The 18,381-nt window shown below is 34.5% G+C and carries 18 protein-coding genes and 2 tRNA genes; 10 read left to right on the top strand and 10 right to left on the bottom strand.

The window, feature by feature from the left end:
* Window positions 1–196: 196 nt before the first annotated feature.
* From H5J24_RS12290 to H5J24_RS12280, 3 genes are all read right to left on the bottom strand, one after another.
* Window positions 197–284, bottom strand: a tRNA-Ser gene (locus H5J24_RS12290).
* A gap of 240 nt (window positions 285–524) precedes the next feature.
* Complete coding sequence (locus tag H5J24_RS12285; RefSeq protein WP_068942945.1) at window positions 525–1,826, bottom strand: Ig-like domain-containing domain; 1,302 nt, start codon at window positions 1,824–1,826, stop codon at window positions 525–527.
* 56 nt (window positions 1,827–1,882) lie between these two features.
* A tRNA-Ser gene (locus tag H5J24_RS12280) sits at window positions 1,883–1,967 on the bottom strand.
* 381 nt (window positions 1,968–2,348) lie between these two features.
* Here H5J24_RS12280 and H5J24_RS12275 point away from each other — a divergent pair.
* The 5 genes from H5J24_RS12275 (at window position 2,349) to H5J24_RS12255 (ending at window position 7,900) form a co-directional block, all read left to right on the top strand.
* A complete protein-coding gene (locus tag H5J24_RS12275) occupies window positions 2,349–3,395 on the top strand; it encodes a hypothetical protein (RefSeq protein WP_068942946.1) in 1,047 nt (348 codons plus the stop codon).
* Window positions 3,396–3,508: 113 nt separating this feature from the next.
* The gene (locus H5J24_RS12270; protein ID WP_068942947.1) at window positions 3,509–4,006 is read left to right on the top strand and encodes a DUF4280 domain-containing protein; all 498 of its coding nucleotides are present in this window, start codon (window positions 3,509–3,511) and stop codon (window positions 4,004–4,006) included.
* Window positions 3,984–4,331, top strand: a complete 348-nt coding sequence (locus tag H5J24_RS12265; protein WP_232816333.1) for a hypothetical protein — start codon at window positions 3,984–3,986, stop codon at window positions 4,329–4,331. The genes H5J24_RS12270 and H5J24_RS12265 overlap by 23 nt, the downstream gene beginning before the upstream one ends.
* Complete coding sequence (locus H5J24_RS12260; RefSeq protein ID WP_232816332.1) at window positions 4,309–6,861, top strand: hypothetical protein; 2,553 nt, start codon at window positions 4,309–4,311, stop codon at window positions 6,859–6,861. Before H5J24_RS12265 ends, H5J24_RS12260 begins: the two co-directional genes overlap by 23 nt.
* A 1-nt stretch (window position 6,862) precedes the next feature.
* Window positions 6,863–7,900 (top strand): hypothetical protein, encoded by a 1,038-nt coding sequence (locus tag H5J24_RS12255; protein WP_068942949.1) that lies wholly within the window; start codon window positions 6,863–6,865, stop codon window positions 7,898–7,900.
* A gap of 606 nt (window positions 7,901–8,506) precedes the next feature.
* On the opposite strand, the gene H5J24_RS12250 is transcribed toward H5J24_RS12255, so the two are convergent.
* Window positions 8,507–9,739 (bottom strand): TCR/Tet family MFS transporter, encoded by a 1,233-nt coding sequence (locus tag H5J24_RS12250; protein ID WP_068942950.1) that lies wholly within the window; start codon window positions 9,737–9,739, stop codon window positions 8,507–8,509.
* Between the two features lie 160 nt (window positions 9,740–9,899).
* Window positions 9,900–10,772, bottom strand: a complete 873-nt coding sequence (locus H5J24_RS12245) for an AraC family transcriptional regulator (RefSeq protein ID WP_068942951.1) — start codon at window positions 10,770–10,772, stop codon at window positions 9,900–9,902.
* A gap of 289 nt (window positions 10,773–11,061) precedes the next feature.
* Here H5J24_RS12245 and H5J24_RS12240 point away from each other — a divergent pair, with 289 nt between their 5' ends.
* A complete protein-coding gene (locus H5J24_RS12240) occupies window positions 11,062–11,382 on the top strand; it encodes an FHA domain-containing protein (RefSeq protein ID WP_141395673.1) in 321 nt (106 codons plus the stop codon).
* 92 nt (window positions 11,383–11,474) lie between these two features.
* Here the strand turns inward: H5J24_RS12240 and H5J24_RS12235 are convergent, their stop codons facing one another.
* Together H5J24_RS12235 and H5J24_RS12230 are read right to left on the bottom strand one after the other, a co-directional pair.
* Window positions 11,475–12,149 (bottom strand): suppressor of fused domain protein, encoded by a 675-nt coding sequence (locus H5J24_RS12235; protein WP_068942952.1) that lies wholly within the window; start codon window positions 12,147–12,149, stop codon window positions 11,475–11,477.
* 16 nt (window positions 12,150–12,165) lie between these two features.
* On the bottom strand, window positions 12,166–12,588 hold the full coding sequence (locus tag H5J24_RS12230; RefSeq protein ID WP_141395674.1) for a hypothetical protein: 423 nt from the start codon (window positions 12,586–12,588) through the stop codon (window positions 12,166–12,168).
* A 306-nt stretch (window positions 12,589–12,894) separates the two neighbouring features.
* Between H5J24_RS12230 and H5J24_RS12225 the strand changes: the two genes are divergently transcribed.
* Window positions 12,895–14,235: a hypothetical protein gene (locus H5J24_RS12225; protein WP_141395675.1), complete on the top strand. Its 1,341-nt coding sequence runs from the start codon at window positions 12,895–12,897 to the stop codon at window positions 14,233–14,235.
* Window positions 14,236–14,601: 366 nt separating this feature from the next.
* Complete coding sequence (gene arr, locus H5J24_RS25950) at window positions 14,602–15,015, top strand: NAD(+)--rifampin ADP-ribosyltransferase (RefSeq protein ID WP_068945056.1); 414 nt, start codon at window positions 14,602–14,604, stop codon at window positions 15,013–15,015.
* Window positions 15,016–15,083: 68 nt separating this feature from the next.
* Here the strand turns inward: arr and H5J24_RS25615 are convergent, their stop codons facing one another.
* The gene (locus tag H5J24_RS25615; protein WP_283250795.1) at window positions 15,084–15,446 is read right to left on the bottom strand and encodes an MBL fold metallo-hydrolase; all 363 of its coding nucleotides are present in this window, start codon (window positions 15,444–15,446) and stop codon (window positions 15,084–15,086) included.
* 80 nt (window positions 15,447–15,526) lie between these two features.
* Complete coding sequence (locus tag H5J24_RS25610; RefSeq protein WP_283250782.1) at window positions 15,527–16,027, bottom strand: MBL fold metallo-hydrolase; 501 nt, start codon at window positions 16,025–16,027, stop codon at window positions 15,527–15,529.
* 319 nt (window positions 16,028–16,346) lie between these two features.
* Here H5J24_RS25610 and H5J24_RS12210 point away from each other — a divergent pair, with 319 nt between their 5' ends.
* Together H5J24_RS12210 and H5J24_RS12205 are read left to right on the top strand one after the other, a co-directional pair.
* Complete coding sequence (locus tag H5J24_RS12210; RefSeq protein WP_068942956.1) at window positions 16,347–16,889, top strand: hypothetical protein; 543 nt, start codon at window positions 16,347–16,349, stop codon at window positions 16,887–16,889.
* A 78-nt stretch (window positions 16,890–16,967) separates the two neighbouring features.
* A complete protein-coding gene (locus tag H5J24_RS12205) occupies window positions 16,968–17,219 on the top strand; it encodes a hypothetical protein (RefSeq protein WP_068942957.1) in 252 nt (83 codons plus the stop codon).
* Window positions 17,220–17,328: 109 nt separating this feature from the next.
* Here the strand turns inward: H5J24_RS12205 and H5J24_RS12200 are convergent, their stop codons facing one another.
* Entirely contained in the window at window positions 17,329–18,321 is a 993-nt protein-coding gene (locus H5J24_RS12200) for an MsnO8 family LLM class oxidoreductase (RefSeq protein ID WP_068942958.1), read from the bottom strand.
* Between the last annotated feature and the right edge of the window lie 60 nt (window positions 18,322–18,381).

Below are 18,381 nucleotides of genomic sequence, written 5' to 3'. Positions count from 1 at the left end.
ATGTACAATCGTTAGACTGCCTATTGGTCGGGCTTTCCTTGATTTTTCGTGACCCATTTTTGTCTTTTTTTGAATGGGACACGAAATAGGACATATAAATCGTGACCTATTTTAATTTTTTTTGATACTCCGCTAAAACAAAAAACGCTGTAAACATTGATGTTTACAGCGTTTTAGCTTATTTTGGTTTCCCAACTGGCGGAGAGTGAGGGATTCGAACCCCCGGACCTGTTACAGTCAACAGTTTTCAAGACTGCCGCAATCGACCACTCTGCCAACTCTCCTTAAACTCCGATAGTATCGTCGTTTTCAGTGGTGCAAATATAGAAAAAATTATAATAACTCTACCCATAAAAAACAAACTAAATCCTATCTGTCGGGTTATCAGAGAGATTTTTTTTATGATCACCTGAATTTGGATTTTTAATCTTAATTTCAGTGCTGCCAAGCGCTATTTGGGCTGGCTGTAAAGCTTTTCATGATAGATGATTCAGTCCCGAATAGCCATAAAAAGCTTATGGAAATTATTTTTTTTCGGTTTTAAAAGATATTTTATATTCTTCAGTATCAAAAGGGTAGTTGTCTTCAGATTTCGTAACCCTGTCTGTTATATAAAAATCATATTCTGTATCATATTGCAGGTCAGTTGTTTCAATGGTTAAAATGATCTTTGATTCATCTAAGCCCACGATATTTTTTAACGGAAAATGTTCTTTTCCATTTTTTGAAAAATTGATTGAAACCTTTTCATTCATTGGTTTTGAGAATACAATCTGAATTTTTTTTGTATGTATTCTTACATTCTGACTGCCATTTTCAAATTCTATGACTTTTATTAATCGGGGTTGATGTTCCTTATATTCAGAAAGGATTTGGTCAGCGTTTTTTTTATTTTCAAAATAATCTGATTTTACTAAAAATTCAAGTACATCGGCCTGATTACTGAAATCTAACTCAATGATGTTCTTAATTGCAGTTTTCTTGTCTGCAGAATTTTCATAATATTTTTTTGAAATCACATATCCTACAAAATATCCAAGATCAGGATTTTTAGCATTGCTATTATAAAACCAGTTCTCAAATCTTTTACTAAACAGCTCTTTTTTAAACTCTGATTTTACGCTTTCATAATTTTTAAATCCATAATCCAGATACGATGCAGTAAACTTTTTGTTCAAAACTAATTCTGCAATAAAATCACAAGAGCCTTCTTTAATGGCCTTCGATAGAACGTTAATCTCTCCATCTTTTTGAAAAGTATGAATAAATTCGTGCACTGTTACCTGTTCCAATTGTGATGGATTGGTAAACTGGAACATTTTTCGAAGATTTTCATTTTCAAATTCAGAAACCACAGTGTTTTGATTACCGATAATTTTTTCTACACCTAATAATAAATCCTCATGATGAATTGTTCCACCAGATTTTAAGGCTCCAATTGTATAATAAATATTTCCCTTAGAATTATTGGGATAAAGTTTCCCCAGTTTCCTTAAAGCAGTATTTATTGTTTTGATTTTTTTAGCATCAATAAAAGTATTGGGTCTGATGGAATTCCAAAATTGAGGGTACTTCTCAATGACATTTAAATAATCATCTTTTCCGAATTTTTTAATCTCCATAAAAGATGTAAGGCCTTCAGTTTTCTTGCTCAGGAAAATATTTTCGAGGATTTCGCTTTTATTTTTTTTATTTTTCTGAATACTGTCATAGGCAATCCAAAAATGATTAATATCTGTACTAATGATTTTTTGAGCACTTGAGTAATTGAAAAATGTCAAAATAGATAATGTGAAGAGTATTTGTATTCTTGGTTTAGTTTTCATGGGTGATGGTCTTTAAAATGAAAAAGGTACAAATCATATGATTTGTACCTTTTTTGCGGAGAGTGAGGGATTCGAACCCCCGGACCTGTTACAGTCAACAGTTTTCAAGACTGCCGCAATCGACCACTCTGCCAACTCTCCTTAAACTCCGATAGTATCGTTGTTTTTAGTGGTGCAAATATAGGAAGTTTTTAATTTCTGGCAAAATATTTTTTGATAAAATTTATTTTTTTTGAATCAGGCAACAGATGGGACTTTTCATAAGATTCTGTTTTAAGATAGCGGATGTGTCTAAAGTGTTTGACTATCATTATTATGGAAAAAAGAGTATATGTAGGCTTTTATTTGATAGGAATTAATCTAAAAGCAGGTTGTTTGTCATTATTTCAATAACATTTGTTGATAGTTGGTATTAAATACAAACTAAAAGTCGTAGAATTACGACAATTTCTGAATTTATACCCAATTCATTTGTCCCTTAGATTTATAGCTACTATCTTGCATGTTAAACAACTAAGTATCATGAAAAAAACGCACAGGAAATATCAGGTAGAGGCTGGAGATACGCTTTCAGCTGTTGCTGGTAAACTGGGATTACCTGTTGCGGAACTTGTGTATTATCATAATCTTCATTGTGGGATAGTAGATGAATACATCTATGGAGATATGCTGCCTAAACAACTCAAAAATATTTTGATTCCGATAAGCTATGATCAGGAAATTCCTACTTCTCCCAAAGTTGCCTACTCAAACAATAAAGTGACCAAGGCCATTGGAAGAACAACGAAGAAATATGGAATAACCCAACGTTATTTTAATCATAAAGAATTGGTGAGTGTATTGGATTTTGAAGTTGATATCACGGAAGAAGCAGATGAAGAACGTTGTATAACAACATTCAATAAACATTCTGTGAGGGTAAATAACAGTGATAACTTCCGATTGGTAGAGCAGCTGTATGATAAGATTGACCATTGTCTTTATCCGCTTATGATCGGTTGTAATAAAGATGGAAGTTTTAAAAATATTGTTAATAGTAAAGAGATTAAAGAGCGATGGATCCTATTGAGGCCAGTATTAGAGGATTATTATCAGGGAGAAACAGGCCAAGAGATTTTATCTAAAGCAGAAGAGGCGGTATGCAATACAGAGATGTATGGAGGCAGGCTTTTGAATAGCATTTTTTTCAAAATATGGCATACTCCAGTGTATAGAAACTATGTAGAAGGACAAACAATAGAGTTTGAAGATCGTTATCTTATCTTTCCGAAACATACAGGGGTGAAATTTAAAATGAAACTGGAGGCCAATCTGAAGATTAGTGAAAGTAATAAGTTTATGATCCGTCTTACAGGAACCTGTACAGATAACAGGTCGGAACTGGAACTTTGGAATGCCCCTTCTCACGCTTTGATCAGCAGAAACCCTGATAATAAAGTAAAGGGAAGCATCAACATTCTATTTAAAATGGATGAAACAGATAAAAGGATTTTTTCCGTAACAGGTTTTATTGAATTACAAGGAAAAATCCATCATAAGAGAATTGAAATAGGAATTTATGAATTATAAATGGCCTGTTAAAGTATACAGGAATAAGGTCCTGTCTGCTGTTTGGAATTTTTCTATATTGGGCTAACCAACCCTAGAATTTTATACACTAAATCAACACAAATAGGAATAATATGAGTGAAAAACACTTGGTTTGTCAAGGGGCAATCTGCAAGTGCAATTTCGGGACAACCCCCGATAAACTTAAAGTAAATACCCAAAGCAGACGTTACATCAATGATAAGGACGGCAAAAAAAAATTGACCGCAACACATGTAGATATAGGATCAACTTTCGAAAAGAATACCTTCGGAAGCTGTTCTAAAAAAAATAATAGTCCATGTACTGCTGTGGTGACACAGTGGAGTGGATATTACGATAAAATAATTATTGAAGATAACGGCGGAATGGTTTTGCTGGAAGACAGCAAAGCAACCTGCCCCATTGGAGGTACAGATTGTATTACGATTGTCAATCATGGACAAATTGCAGAATTAGGCCCTAAAAATAAAGAGAAGTCAGATCCGGATACCTTGAATGAGCTTTGTCCTATGCTTACAGAGCCCGAAAAACCAAGACATTCCTTAACTTTTAATACCAAACAAGATCATGGCCAGGATAGTAGTCAGTAATCATAAGATTGAAAACAACAGAATTGTTGTTAATTTCGATACGATCAGAGATGACTCCTTCAATCTTGAAATGGAGCTTATAGAGACCCCGGCCGCTTCTAAAGCAATTTGGGTAATTTTCAGCAATGGTGAACAATTGGATACGGGCGATCTTACCAAAGGAAATAAAGCAGAGCTTATTGTCTTGAAATCCTATGCAGGATCGCATGAAAGACCTCATCTCTTTACCATTTCCGCAAAAGATGAAAATGGAAATGCTATTGCTTCCATACAACTTATAGTAGTGGCAAAGCCTAGAATTATTGGAAGCAAAATGGTGGAATAGTAAAGAAGATAGGGAAGCTTACGAGGTGGGTATTAATAATAATAGTACTGCTCATATCAGTGGGGTTGGGCTATTTGGACACCCGCTGAAAATAGATGTTTATTTTAAAAGAAGAGATGGCGAATCTAAGCTGGTGTTTACCAGTATCTTTACTATCACTGAACTTTATAGTATACAAGGATTTTATCTCTCACATGAAGAATTTCTCAAAAATAAGAGTTTTTATGCTGCTCTTCTGCCTATTCTTCTTGCAGATATGCTGCCTGATACATTGGCCATTACAGGAAAAGTGAAACATAAATCTTTAGGAAAATTGTATTTTATAATTTCCTATGACGATTTGCTGCTATTTGATGGTGATAAGAGAAAGAAATATCTTGATGTATTTTTTGATTTCAATCTGCAGGATAAACCTGTCACCAATCTAAGTCCTGTCACAATATATGATGAAAAATACTTTACCCAGAAGTACGAGCCTTGTAAATATGAAAAAGTATTTTACAAATATGGAAACGCTCCGGAAGTAAAACTTTTTGATGAAAAAGAGCCGGTCAGAAAAGATCAGAATGGACAGCTGGGAAACATGAAATTTCTGGTTTCTGCCATTGCTCCCCCTAAAGACAGTAAAAATATCAAAGAACTCAGTATACGGCTTGAAAATGTAAATACCAAAGAATGTCAGCATACTGAAGAAAATATGAAGCAGACTTTCTTTTCAGAGGATGATGTCCGGGATAAGAAAACACCGCACAAAGGCCGGGTAATAGATACCCAGATACTGAAAGAAAGTCAGATAAAAGTTCAGGTGGTAAAAGAAGATGAGAGCGTTACCATTTATCCTTCTTTCAATTATCAGTATGATGAAAAAAGCAGCTGGGATTTTTTAAAGAATTATTTTCTGTTTTCCAGTATGATGTCTAATACCGATCCTGCCTATTCTACATTGAAAAGTGTATTGATGGATTGGGAGATCAGCAGTAAAGATCTCATACAATATTATAGAATACCCGTAGAAACCTGCCGCTATCATAAAAGTCTGTATTTGAAAACATTTGCGGATGTTGCGTGGGGATTTCATGCATTGTTTGATGATCCATATATTCCTGAATATTATATTTTTGGCCAGCAAAAAACAATAAAAACCGTAAAGGGACTTAGTGAAGAATTGGATTGGATTAAAAACAGTCCTATAGCAGATCGTCTTTCAGCAACCATTATTAGTCCTGTAATTGGAACGGCTTTTATTCGTAATTTTATTCTTGATATCATAAAAGATATGGCTGATAGATACGAGTTTGGATTTACTGCTTACTATGATTTTGATAATGCAGGGAAAAAGAATTCAAAACAGATTGACTATGCAGAAAAATACCCCGCAGTATTTAAGGCTATGGTTGCTGGTGTGGTTACTTTGGAAATTCTTATTGATGTCCTGCTCATTATTCTTACGGAAGGAGCTGCGCTTGCTAATTTTATTTCGAAAGCGGGAAAGGTGGCTAGTGTAGTCAATAAAGGAGCAAAGATTGCAAATGCCGGAAAAAAAGCAGGAAATATATTGACTAAATATTCGAAAACTTTTGAAACTGCAAGAAACGTAAATATGGCAAAAAATACTCTTGAAATGATGAAAGGATCATATTTTAGAGGCTATAGATTTGCAGATGATCCCAATATTGGGGTTCAGCCAGTTATGGAAGAGCGAATAAAAATTAGTCCGCTTCTCAATATGGGAGTAAAGCAAAAGAAGAGTCTGGGAGAATTATTACTGGATAAAACTCCTGCTGGAATGACTCTTAATATGGCGAAAGCAGCAACAGGAGGATTTGGTTTAGGGGTTAGCAGGATGTTCCTTACAAAAGTAAAAGGAGGAAAGGAGGTTGTTGGCTGGTACGGAGCCATTACTTATCCTTTACATGTTGCCAACACGGCCTTGGATGGAGTGTATAAACTTTTGGCATTTGCTACAGATACAGCGCTGAAAGAGGTTTTTGGTGCTGAAGCAGAATTTGAAAAAGATATTACGGCCCATATAGATCTTGATTTTTGGTTAAAAATTCATAATGCTGAAAAGAGCCTCAATATGGTAACTCTTGCTAAAGGTGAAAGTAAAAAAGATCATTCTTCAATCAGTGTTGCGCCTTCAGGAGCTTTTACTGTAAGGTTAAAACTTTCGGGAAGTATCACCAATCAGAATCTATTGGTAAGAGGTATGCATGTACTAACATGGAATAATAATGAAGAAAAAGAAATGCAAAATTTAAATGCAAAGGGAGCGTTTGAAGTAAATGGTAATGTTTTTATTGAAAGACGGTACTATTTTAAAGCGGATAGTAAGCCTTATCATGAAGATAAAATTGCTTTTACAGGACTAGCAGGAGAATATGAGTATACTGCTGAAGTGGTAGGACAAAGGGGTAAAGGTAAAAGTACTGTCTTGGCAAAAAAGGAACCTACTCAGTTTATGTTAATGGAGCCTTGTCAATTAGTATTTAATTCTTCAGAAATGACTAAAAATCCATCAGAAAGATAATATGAAAAAACTATTTTTAATAATAATAGCTAATACTTGTTTATTAAGTTGTGCTCAGAAAAAAGACAATAACCAACCAACAACAATAAATAATTCTAAAAATATGTATGATATCAATCAATATATCTTTCCAGAAGCAAAGGATATTACGGAAACTAATTTTGTGGCAAAAGTAAGTTCACAAATTAAGCACTATGATAAAGAACCCATGTATTATGTTAGAATTAATAAGGAGAATTGTTTGATTGAAGTATATATTAATGATGTTTTTAATAATAGTGATTATGAATTATCAAATGTAATTACTCCTATCGGAATATATCCGGTTTTGAAATCAGGCCCACAGAAAGTTACTGTAAAAATGTATCCTGTTGGAGATTTAATTAATAAAGATTTAGGATTAGAAAATCAAGTGCCAACTACCAAATTATCAGACAAAGCAAAGGTTGATATTTCAGTAGTCATGATGGATAATAAATCTAAAAAAAGCTTTGATGATGAAAAAGTAATTACAACACAAGTAAGTCCAAAAGAAGCTGCTGGAAAAGAATTTTATGAGTTCAGCTTTACATTTAATGCCGAAGTTCCCTATGAGTTTGAAGGGTGGACAAAAGGACAGGATTTGAGAAAGCTAGATCAGGATTTGGTAAGAAAGAAAGCATTAGAATTTTATAAAATGATTGGCCAAATCCATGTAAATAATGATATAAATGCTGAATTAAAGCTGGTTTATCCGTCTACAGCTAGGATTCAACAAGTATTATATAAAGACAATAATATAAAGAATATATTAGAAGAATATAGAGGGTATGTGATAGATAATTATAAGCAGCTTCCTATTACTACATATAAGATGGATTATATGGGGGATGGGAAATTATTATGCCTTATCACCGATAGCCTGGATCCTAAATTAAGAGGCGGGGGAGCATTAATGCTTGAGTATGGAGAAGACAAGAGTATTTATCAACCCGGCATTACTCTCTATCTTCCAGAAGGCAGAGACTTGGCAACGCAAGGATTTATGATGTGGAAGTAAAAAGATAAGTAATATGATTATATTAGTTTTATTCATTCAGGTAGTGAGTATCATATTTTTTTTCAAAATTATAATAGAAAGTGATATAGAGTCATACAGGTATTATTGGTATAGTGTTGCAGTTCTTCATTTTCTTTTTATCCTGCGTTTTATCTATGTAGAGACTCATTTTTCCTATTCGTGGTATGATCATATTATGGAATTTATTTCATTAGCGATTGCTTTATTAATAGTGATTCCAACCTCAATATATTATCTTATTAGGCGTAGTAGAAAAGAAAAGAAGAAATAGTAGCTTTATGCAGATTGGTATTTAGCTTTGCAATATCAATTTTCAGAATCATAAACAATATATATTTAAATACTTTATGCTCCCTCTCTCGAGGTTCAATATCCCTTAGCAATCAAGCAGATTTATGCTGTAACACAATGAGTGACTAAGCATGGAGAAAAGATCGGTGTAGATGGAAAGAACCTTGTTCTTGAAGAGTGTGAATGGAAGAGTATCAGAATATTTTTAGAAATAACACCAGATCATTTTTGAGCTGGTGTTGTTATTTAAAAAAGATTCATTTTGATTTTTCGTAAAAAATATTGAGAAGCTTTCTAATTCTTCAGTGTATCTCCCTTCTTTCGTCGGAATACAAAATGGAGAATGATTACACTCATAATCATCAAAATAGAGGCAAAGAGAAAAGGAGCTCCTGGAAATTTGAAAGGCGCTTCATCATGGGTGAAATAATAAAATAAATTAGTCATGATTGGAGGGCCTAAAATAGAGGTAGCACTTACTAAACTCGTTAATGCCCCCTGAAGTTCACCTTGTTCATTCGATGGAATATTTTTGGTGATGACTGATTGCAAAGCAGGACCGCAAATTCCACCTAAACTATAGGGGATAAGGAAGATAAACATCATCCATTCCTGTGTAGCAAAAGCAAATAAAAACAATCCTACGGCATAACCAATCAGCCCATAACAAATACTTTTATATTCCCCCAATTTAGGAGTTGTCCATCTTATTAAAATACCTTGAACCAATCCTAATAATAATCCAAGTACCCCAAGAGAAATTCCGACCATTCGTTCAGTCCAGCCAAATGTATACATGGTAAAAAAATGCCAGTTGCTCTGTACAGCATGAATTCCAATATAGATTAGAATTAAAACAATAACCAAACCGGAGATTTCATGGTGCTTGCCTAAAAATTGAAGGGATCCGATCGGATTTGCCCGTTTCCAGTCAAATTTTCTTCTCTTCTCTTTATCCAAACTTTCAGGAAGGATAAAATATCCATAAAGGAAATTTAAAATACAAAGACAGGCAGCAGCATAGAAAGGAATTCTTGACCCATAATGCCCCAGCAGCCCTCCAATAACAGGTCCGATAATGAATCCCATCCCCAGGGCAGCTCCAATCATCCCAAAGTTTTTAGCCCTGTCTTTATCTGTTGAAATATCAGCAATATAGGCGCTTGCAGTTGATATGCTGGCTCCAGTAAATCCTGCAATGATTCTTCCTAAAAATAACCATCCGATAGACGGAGCAAGCGCCACAAAAATATAATCTACAGCAAATCCAAAAAGAGAAATTAAAATAATTGGACGTCTTCCGTACCGGTCACTGAGATTTCCTACCACAGGAGAAAATATAAACTGAGTAAAGGCATAGGCGAAACCAAGCCAGCCACCATATTGAGCAGCTTCACTGATATCCCCATGAATAAGTTCTTTAATTAGCTTAGGTATTACCGGAAGAATAATTCCCCAGCCTGTAATGTCAATCAGTAAGGTTACAAATATAAACCCAATAGCCGCTTTTTTTGTTGAATTTTTCATGGTGTAAAAGTAGAATGAGGTAAGCCCTATTTCTTTTACACTTTGATGGTATTGATGTACTATTTTTAATGTTATTTTTGATTTTATGGTTGAATGTTATCCTAAAATTTGTCTTTTTGTAATACTGCATACCATATCATCTAAAGGTAGGTGCTGCGCATTATCCATTCCTGAAACTTCTTGGTGAAACCCCGGTAATTCTTTTGAAAAATCTGCAGAAGACACTAGAATCTTCAAAATTTAATTCATGGCCAATCTGTTTAACAGATAAATTGGTGGATTTGAGTAATGTTTTGGCATGCAGAATCATCGCATGGTCAATCCATTGCAATACTGATTTGCCTGTTTTTTGTTTCAAAAAAGTGGAGAGGTATTGTGGTGTTAAATGAAGTTTTTCTGCATAAAATTTAACACTTCGTTGTTGGGTTGCATATTTTGAAATCAAAACATAAAAATCGTCAATGATTTCATGAGTGCGGTTTTTGGTAAAGCTGTTTTGATGTGTTAGTCCGGAATAGGCTTCCGAAATCAGACACATGAGAGCCATCACAAGATGACGTAACATTTCTGCCTTTTTGGGAGTGGGACTTTTATGATAAAAATTTTGTATTAGGGTTACCAATTCCTTTTGTAAACCTATTTCTTCAGATTGAAGCCTGATAACAGGCTGCCACCGGACCTCATTGTTCATCACAAATTCACGCAGGACGGGGAATGCTGTAATAAAGTCTAATGAAAGCCCAATCGTAACTATTTCTGCATCTTCGCTTAAGGATTTTGTGTCGATCATCAGTTTTGGCTGTAATACAGCAATATCACCTGCATTGAGTTCATATTCCTGAAAGTGGATCTGGGCTTTCATAGATCCCTTTATCATAAATCCTAACAATAGCCCATCAAATATACGGGTATGCTTTGTATATTCCTTTTCAGGATGATTGTGTTGATGCAGAATAACAATACCTTCTATCTTTTTTGAGGGATCAATATGGTACAGATTATAAACATTGTCAGGAGTTAAGAATAAAGCCATACTCAAAGTTCGGAAAAAATGTACATTTATTGCAAGAATAAAGACCTAGTATTTAATAGGATATTACAAATTGTATATAATTCCAATGAAAACATAAACGAAATATCTATATTCAACGGGACAGAAGTGGTCTTTTGATATGTTCTGTTTTTTTGTTGTGAAAAAAAGGAATAAAGTTGTGGTTTCTCTTTATTATAGATATGATCTACGAATTCGGCTGATAGAAAGCTCTTTTTTTGTTCTTTCTGAAAATAACTATTTTTGTTCAAAAGCATTCAAAAAGATAAGGATGGGAGCCAAGGAATTTATGACCAATGAAATTGAAAAACTGAACAACTTAATCAGCGAAGGAATAGACCAAGAGGCAAATGTACAGTTAAAGAAAGAATTGTCAGAACTTGTTCATTTATTGGATATTTTTCATCGTTATCAGATCAGTAAAAATACAATTGATACCATTTTTGTACTGCCGGATTCTAATACCGGCTATTCAGATTATCGGATTATAAATGATTGTGAATCGGATAATCCAGCTCAATGGGCAGAACTGAAAATCAATGATGAAGATGTAAGGTTATCAGAAGGAGATGTCATTATCAGAAAGAAATAAACTCCGATATTCCTTTTTTAATTAAAAAAAGCCTGATAACCGAATGTAAGAACTCAACTATCAGACTTGAAAATTTATATTTATATTATAGTTTAACCTAACAAATTTTTACGATTATTATCAAGAATATCGGGGGTATTACCAGCAATCAGTAAGTCGAAAAACTTACCATAACCATTTTCTATTTTATATTCCAGTTCATTTTGGTAAAGAGGAAAAAGGGTGTAAAGATTAATGATTCTATCATCACTGGTGATCTGCATAAAATCGTCATCAAAAGTAGCAGAAGGCAATAAGATACAGCTTGTAAACTGAGTGTTTTCGTCATATGGTTCTGAAATATCACTCCATGCCTGTAGAGAGTGTCCTTCGGTTAAGAATGTATCCTGATGATGTGGAAACCTTGCCATATCTTTTATCATGCCTATGATCCAATCATTTTCTCCTTCACTTGGAAACGTTTTTTCAAATTTCAGATCTTTAGGAAGCAAGATCAAAAGTTCTGCAAAAGTATAATCTTCTTTATTTTCGATGGCATCAGGAACCTGCATTTCCAGCAGACTCATACCAGAAGTTATCAACAGATTAAAGTCTTCATCTTGAGGCTGGATAAAGTAGACATCCAGGTGAAAATCAAGAGAAAGCATCTCATGAAAAACAGTCATTTCTTCACTTTTGAAATGTTGGTCCAGATGTTTCTCCAATGCTTCAACATTTTCATGATAGTGTTTTTTATCCTGTATTTTTTTGATAAGTTCTTTGTCCATATTTATTTTCTTTGTTTTAATCTCTCTGAGTTTTGCGTTTAAAAATCGTTTTTTCTTCAAGTTTATTGTTAGTATTGACTATATTTCCTTTGTCATCCCATGCTACCTGCTTCATCCTTAAATGCAGTCTCCCTTTTATAACTTCAAGCTCTATATAATCATTTGTATGCTGCTGGGCAGGAATAATTAGTAAATTTCCTTTCACCTCAGCCTGAAAGGTGTGGGGTGGTGCTTCACCGGTTCCAATATCTGTGAAAAGAGCAAAATCCTTTCCTTGTTCAAAATCAATAGCTACAGAGTTTGTGAAATATTTAGTTTTATATACCCAATATCCTTTAAAGGCATCCTTAGTACTTTGAAGAATTTTATGGGTTTGTGCATTGAATATGCCCATCAATAGAAATAATAAAGTATAGCACAGTCTTTTTATAACTTTCATACAATAGATGATTGAGTTGTTTCTTATAATAACAGAGATTTTTCTGTTAAGGCATATTGTTTCTTTAAATATAATGTTATTTTTCAAATTCTACACGTCTGAAACAATTAATTGGAAGTGTGATTATAGAAAATTCCGGAATGCAAAAGTTCCATATGCGGAGATCATGAAATTTTCAAAAAGAATTTGATAGTGCTTTAAACCAATAAAAGTTCAAATCATAAGCTTACCAATTTTAATGATGATGATATCGCAGGTTTATATTAAATTTATGGTCATCATATAATGGGAACTAAATACCAAATCATGAAACAATTTACATTCAGATACCAGAATAGCAAAGGTGCTTTATATGTTTTGCTGTTTCTTTTTGGAATTCCTTTGGTTATAATTTTGTTGAGTAGTGCTCTTCTGGATACTATTCCATGGAGTTTATGGATTATCATCCCGCTCGGAATCGGAGCCTTACTGTATTGTATAGCCCGTTTTATCAAAATATCAAGTGAAACAGATACACTTATGGTAGATCATGAAGGTTTTACTTCAGAAAAGTATGGTCGTATTCGTTATGAAGATATAGACAGCATTCCACCCTATAACTTTTTGCAGGCTCCGCCACCTTCTATGCGCATCAAGCTGAAGAATGGAAAAAAGCTGGTATGGCAATTTAATCCCCGGAATCAAAAGTCAGCAGATGATATTGCAATATTCATTGCATTCAGGGATGAGCTTCTCGTGAATCTGGAACAGAATACTCAACAGTCTTTTCAGACCAATGAAGAAGAGATTGGGAAAAATAAACAGGAAAAAGAGTCCCATCTTGTAAAACAACTGCAAGTCTCCAAAAATCGTAATTATAAATATATTGCCATTTCTTTGTCAGCGGTATCTGCTCTGTTAATACTGGCCCGTACCTGTGGCTCAGATAGTATTCAAAACAAAAGAAATGAAGAAGCAAGATCTCTCACCAGAGCCATGCTCCAAATAGAATCTGATTATGAGAAAAACTTTGAGCGGGCTCAAAAAGTAGCAGCCGATTATGCACTAAAATTTGGTCCGATAGTTCTCTTTACCAATGATCCGAAAGCTTCTATAGAATTTGTTCCGGAGATAGGCAGCAATCCATATACGCCGAAAATAGAAATCATAGGCTTACGTCGTACGGAAGATAATGAAATTCTTGAAAAATACATCAAACATCCCGATAGTGTTGCCTATCACATGGCGGTTATCAATAAACCTGGAAAATTCTTTGCTGTAATGAATAAAAGTATATTCAGTAAGGATGATGGAAATGCTGTTCCTGTTTATCTGACTGTTTATAATCCACATGAGACATTTCCGGTTTCCAATTTCCAGACATCAAAAGATACTGCATTTAGACCCATTGAGTTCAGTTCTTCCATTAGTTTGCCTCTTAAAGGTGATTTCACAGATGAAATCCTTACAAATATGGACTATGCTTCAGTTCGTTCAGTTCTTCAGAAATATAAGGGTACATTTTTTTATATGGCAGTAAAAGAATGGGATGGAGTATCCGCAGAAAGGTTTCAAAAATTGAAAGAAATGATCATTTCCGATTTTGAAAAACATGGGATTTCAACAGAGTCATTTCTGGAGCAAAGGTTTAATACCCATGATAAGTAATAGAAATTTAAAAATTTGAAACAAAATATTTAGACCATGGAATTTTCACCATTTAATAATGTTGTTAAGCTTTGTATCCAGGGAATGAGCAGAGAGGAACAAAATAATCCTGAAGAAGCTGAGAAATTATTTGAGCAAGCCTGGAATGAGGCAACAAACGATTTTGAAAAATTTCTTGCGGCCTATTATATTGCCCGGAATCAAACAAAATCTTCTGATCGGTTGAAATGGTTTGAAACAGCCTTAGCACATGCTTTAAAAACAAATGATGATACCGCTAAAAGTGCTTTTTACACTCTTTATTTAAAGATAGCTGAAAGTTATGAAGCACTTTCTGATCCGGAAAAATCAAAGGAATATCATGATCTGGCTCTGTCAATAAAAGATAAAATTTTTGATCAAGGTCCATTCTATCATGGAACAAAAGCCGATTTACCGATAGGAGGCCTGCTAACACCGGGCGGTAATTCCAATTATAAAGAAGAATTCAGGATGAATCATATTTATTTCACTGCATTAGCTAATGGTGCGGGACTTGCTGCTGCTTTAGCAAAAGGGGATGGTGTTGAAAGAGTATATGTAGTAGAACCCACAGGTCCTTTTGAAAATGATCCGAATCTAACCGACAAAAAATTTCCAGGTAATTTGACCCGTTCTTATCGTTCAGATCTTCCCTTGAAAATTATTGGAGAAGCAGCAGAATGGAGCAAGCCAAATCCTGAAGAGCTTCAGAACTTCCGTGGAAAACTGAAAGATGGTAAAGGAGAAATAATCAATTAGTAGAAATACAACCTGAAAAATGTAATACATAAAGAGCGATGAGACATCAGTTTCATCGCTCTTTATGACTATGGTAAGTTAATTCTTTTGCCCTGTTCAGGGAAAATATATTTTACTTTTAAAGGATTGTTTTTTAAAAGCTCCTCTTTGATGATCTCAGGATTGTTACCTGTAGGTTTTCTATGCGTAACCACGATATTCAGGCCTTCCAGATCTTTTTGTCCGGCTTTTTCCTTCAGATTTTCCAGTTCCTTCACCAACAGGTTAGGAGTAAGGTGGCCAAATAAAAGATTTTCAGGCTGGCTGTTTGGGAAAGAAACTTCGATCAATATAGTATTCAATTGCTTACTTTGTACCAATGGGGCTACATTTTTCCAGAGGTTATCCATGCGGTCAGACTTTTCGATTTTATCTGCACCAGTATCCCCCAGATAAAGCAGGTAATGGTCTTCATTTCTGACAAGTGCAGCACTGCTTTTATAAGGATTAACATGGCTAAGCTCATATCCCGTTAAGAAAAAGAGGTTTTTGGGGTTGGGATTTCTACCCCTTCCTGCAGCTCATTATAATGGTATTTTCCAAGGATAGGCTTCTGGCCCTGATCGGCAAAATTGATCCATGTATCTGTGATAAAATAATGATTTTGCAGAATTTGAATTACCGACGGTATTGCAAAAATATCTTTTTTAGAATCAGCCGGAGAGTTGATGATAAGACCGGCTAAATGATCCAAATGACCGTGAGAAATAAAATATCCTTTAATCTGATCTTTTAGAACAGTTTCTTCAGGACCGGTGAGGCTTTTTTCTTGAATTGCTTTTCGGATTCCGGTGTTTACAGTTCCGGCATCAAGGCAAAGAAATGTATTGTCATTAGTTGCTCCTACCAAATAAGCAGATAAATTATCTTCCTGTTCTCCGCCATAGATCCCTAATGGAATAACGTCAAAATTTTGTGCCTGGCATGCAAAATGAAACAAAAGCGCCAGTAAAGAAAATGCTGTTTTTTTCATGATATTAAAGAATAAATCCTGCCTTTGCCGCAGGATGGTACAAATTTACATTATTTTTTCCCGGTTCTGCTTATCAATAAACGATCATTATTCAAGAAAAAGTACCGTTGATGGAAAGGTTGGGTATTTGGCCGCTTATAAAGAATTAATGAAGTCGATTCCATCTTAGCCTCCTTAAAAATATACATCAGTATCATAAAACTTTGCGTTTCCCTTAAAAAGTAATACAGTAATGGCTTGTTAAATAGTAACTTCCAACTTCCAGCTTATTCACTCTATTTTTAATATCTTTAAACCCGAAACCATCAAAATAATCAACATGAAAATAAAACCATTCACCTTGGTTCTTGCTGTATTTTTTCAATTATTAAGTATAAGTGCTTTTTCGCAAAAAACAGCTGCGCTCAATTCTTTACTGAATAAAAAATCTGAATTTATTTTTCCACAGACCCCGGATACAATGTCGAAGGCTTTAAATACAAAAACGATATTCTATGAAGATGCCAATGGTGAAAAATATGCCAAATGGCCAACAAAATCAGGATTAGAATTGTATTCCGGCCTTGGAAAGAATAATATTATTAATGAAATGTTTTTTGATATATCGGAACATAATGCTTTGGTCATTGGAGGACTGCCTTATGGGCTTATAATGAACAAAACAACATTAGATGAAGCAAAAATCCAATTCAAAAAAAATAGAGTAAAAGTTCAAAAACTGGGTGCTGATAGTGAATTTTCCGGAGGATCAAAACTTGTTTTCAAAAATGAAAAGCACTTCACAACATTATTTTTTGATAATAAAAATCTTTTGAAATCTTTAAGTATTACTACTGAACTGATTGATCCTGCCGCTAATTAATTAAATATTGTTATTGACAAAATACAAAACTTTTGTAAGTTAGCTGGAGCTCAAATAAAAAACTAAAAACGATTACCCATGAATGAAAAAGAGTTAAATAAATTAACTGACCAGGAACTATTAGAGAAAAAGAAGAAATCCAAATCGGATAAAATAATCAATGCTGTTCTTATAGGTTTTTTGGTTGGTGTTGCTGTGTATAGCAGTGTGAGCCACGGAATCGGATTTTTTACCTTTTTCCCATTATTTTTTGCAGGCTTCGTGGGAATTCAATGGAACAAACGCAATCAGGAATTAGAAAAAGAACTGGAATCCAGAAATTTGAAATAGGAAAATGGGATCTTATGCCTTTTGATAAACTAAGCCAGAAAATAAGATTATTTCTGGCTATTTTTCTGGTATATTCTAAACTTTTTTGAAAACCGATATTTTCATATACTCACTTTTTTTGAATCATACTTTTATAGGTAAAAAGCCTGTCTTCTTCGTTGAACATATTGGATAACAGAACAAGATCCTGGGTTCCGTATTGCAATGCTTTTTCTTCAAGTTTTGAATGAATAGTGTCCGGAGTACCCATCACTACCTTATTTAGTAAAATATTGAAAAGGTTTTGGTCTTCAGTATCATTAATGAGAGATTGCACTTCTTCGGAGGATTTTAATGCAGCTGGTGCTAAAATCTTTCTGGATTCAAGGAACTGATACACCATTCCGAATGCATTATAACGTGCCTGCTCCAGATTGTCAGCCACAGAAACAGAAATGGCAACCTGAAAAGAAGGTCGGTTTTTATATCCGGAATAATTAAATGTATCCAGATATGTTTTATGAATCTCTGTATTGGATCCGTCTACTATGAAATCGGCCATAGAATAAGAAATACCATACTTAGCGGCTTCTTTTGCTGAGCTGTCACCTGAACCCAGCCAGGTGATCTCTGGTAATACCGGAACATGGGTAGGTTGGGCAAACAAATCAGTGTCCTTATGATTTTGATCTTTTAAATACGAAATAATTTCTTCCAACTTTTCATTGATATTGTTGAGGATAGGAAGCTTATGACCGTTCAGGGCTAATACAGCGTCTTTCAGACCGCCGGGAGCTTTTCCAAGTCCCAGTATAAAACGGTTTGGGTACATGGAAGCAAGCATTTTGGCCCATTCTGCAATCTTAAAAGCAGAATAATTACGAAGCATAATTCCTCCCGTACCTACTTTAATATTGTTTGTATTGGCAAGAACCGTTGCTGCAAGAATTTCCGGACTGGAACTTCCATACGCTTCCACACCATGATGCTCCGAATATAAAATGCTGTGATAGCCTAGTTCATCAGCTGTTTTTGCAAGTGTCAGGCTATTGTTGAGCGCCTTGGAGGGGCTGCTGCCTTTAACAACGGGAGTCTGATCAAGGATGCTTAATTTCAATTCCATGATAATGATTTATGGGTCTATGAATGTAAAACAAAAAACAGAAGACCTTCAAAAGATTTC

This window comes from Chryseobacterium capnotolerans (assembly GCF_021278965.1).
Taxonomy (GTDB): Bacteria; Bacteroidota; Bacteroidia; order Flavobacteriales; family Weeksellaceae; genus Chryseobacterium; species Chryseobacterium capnotolerans.
The sequence above is the reverse complement of the archived record's forward strand: the minus strand, read 5'-3'. Positions and strand labels throughout refer to the sequence as shown.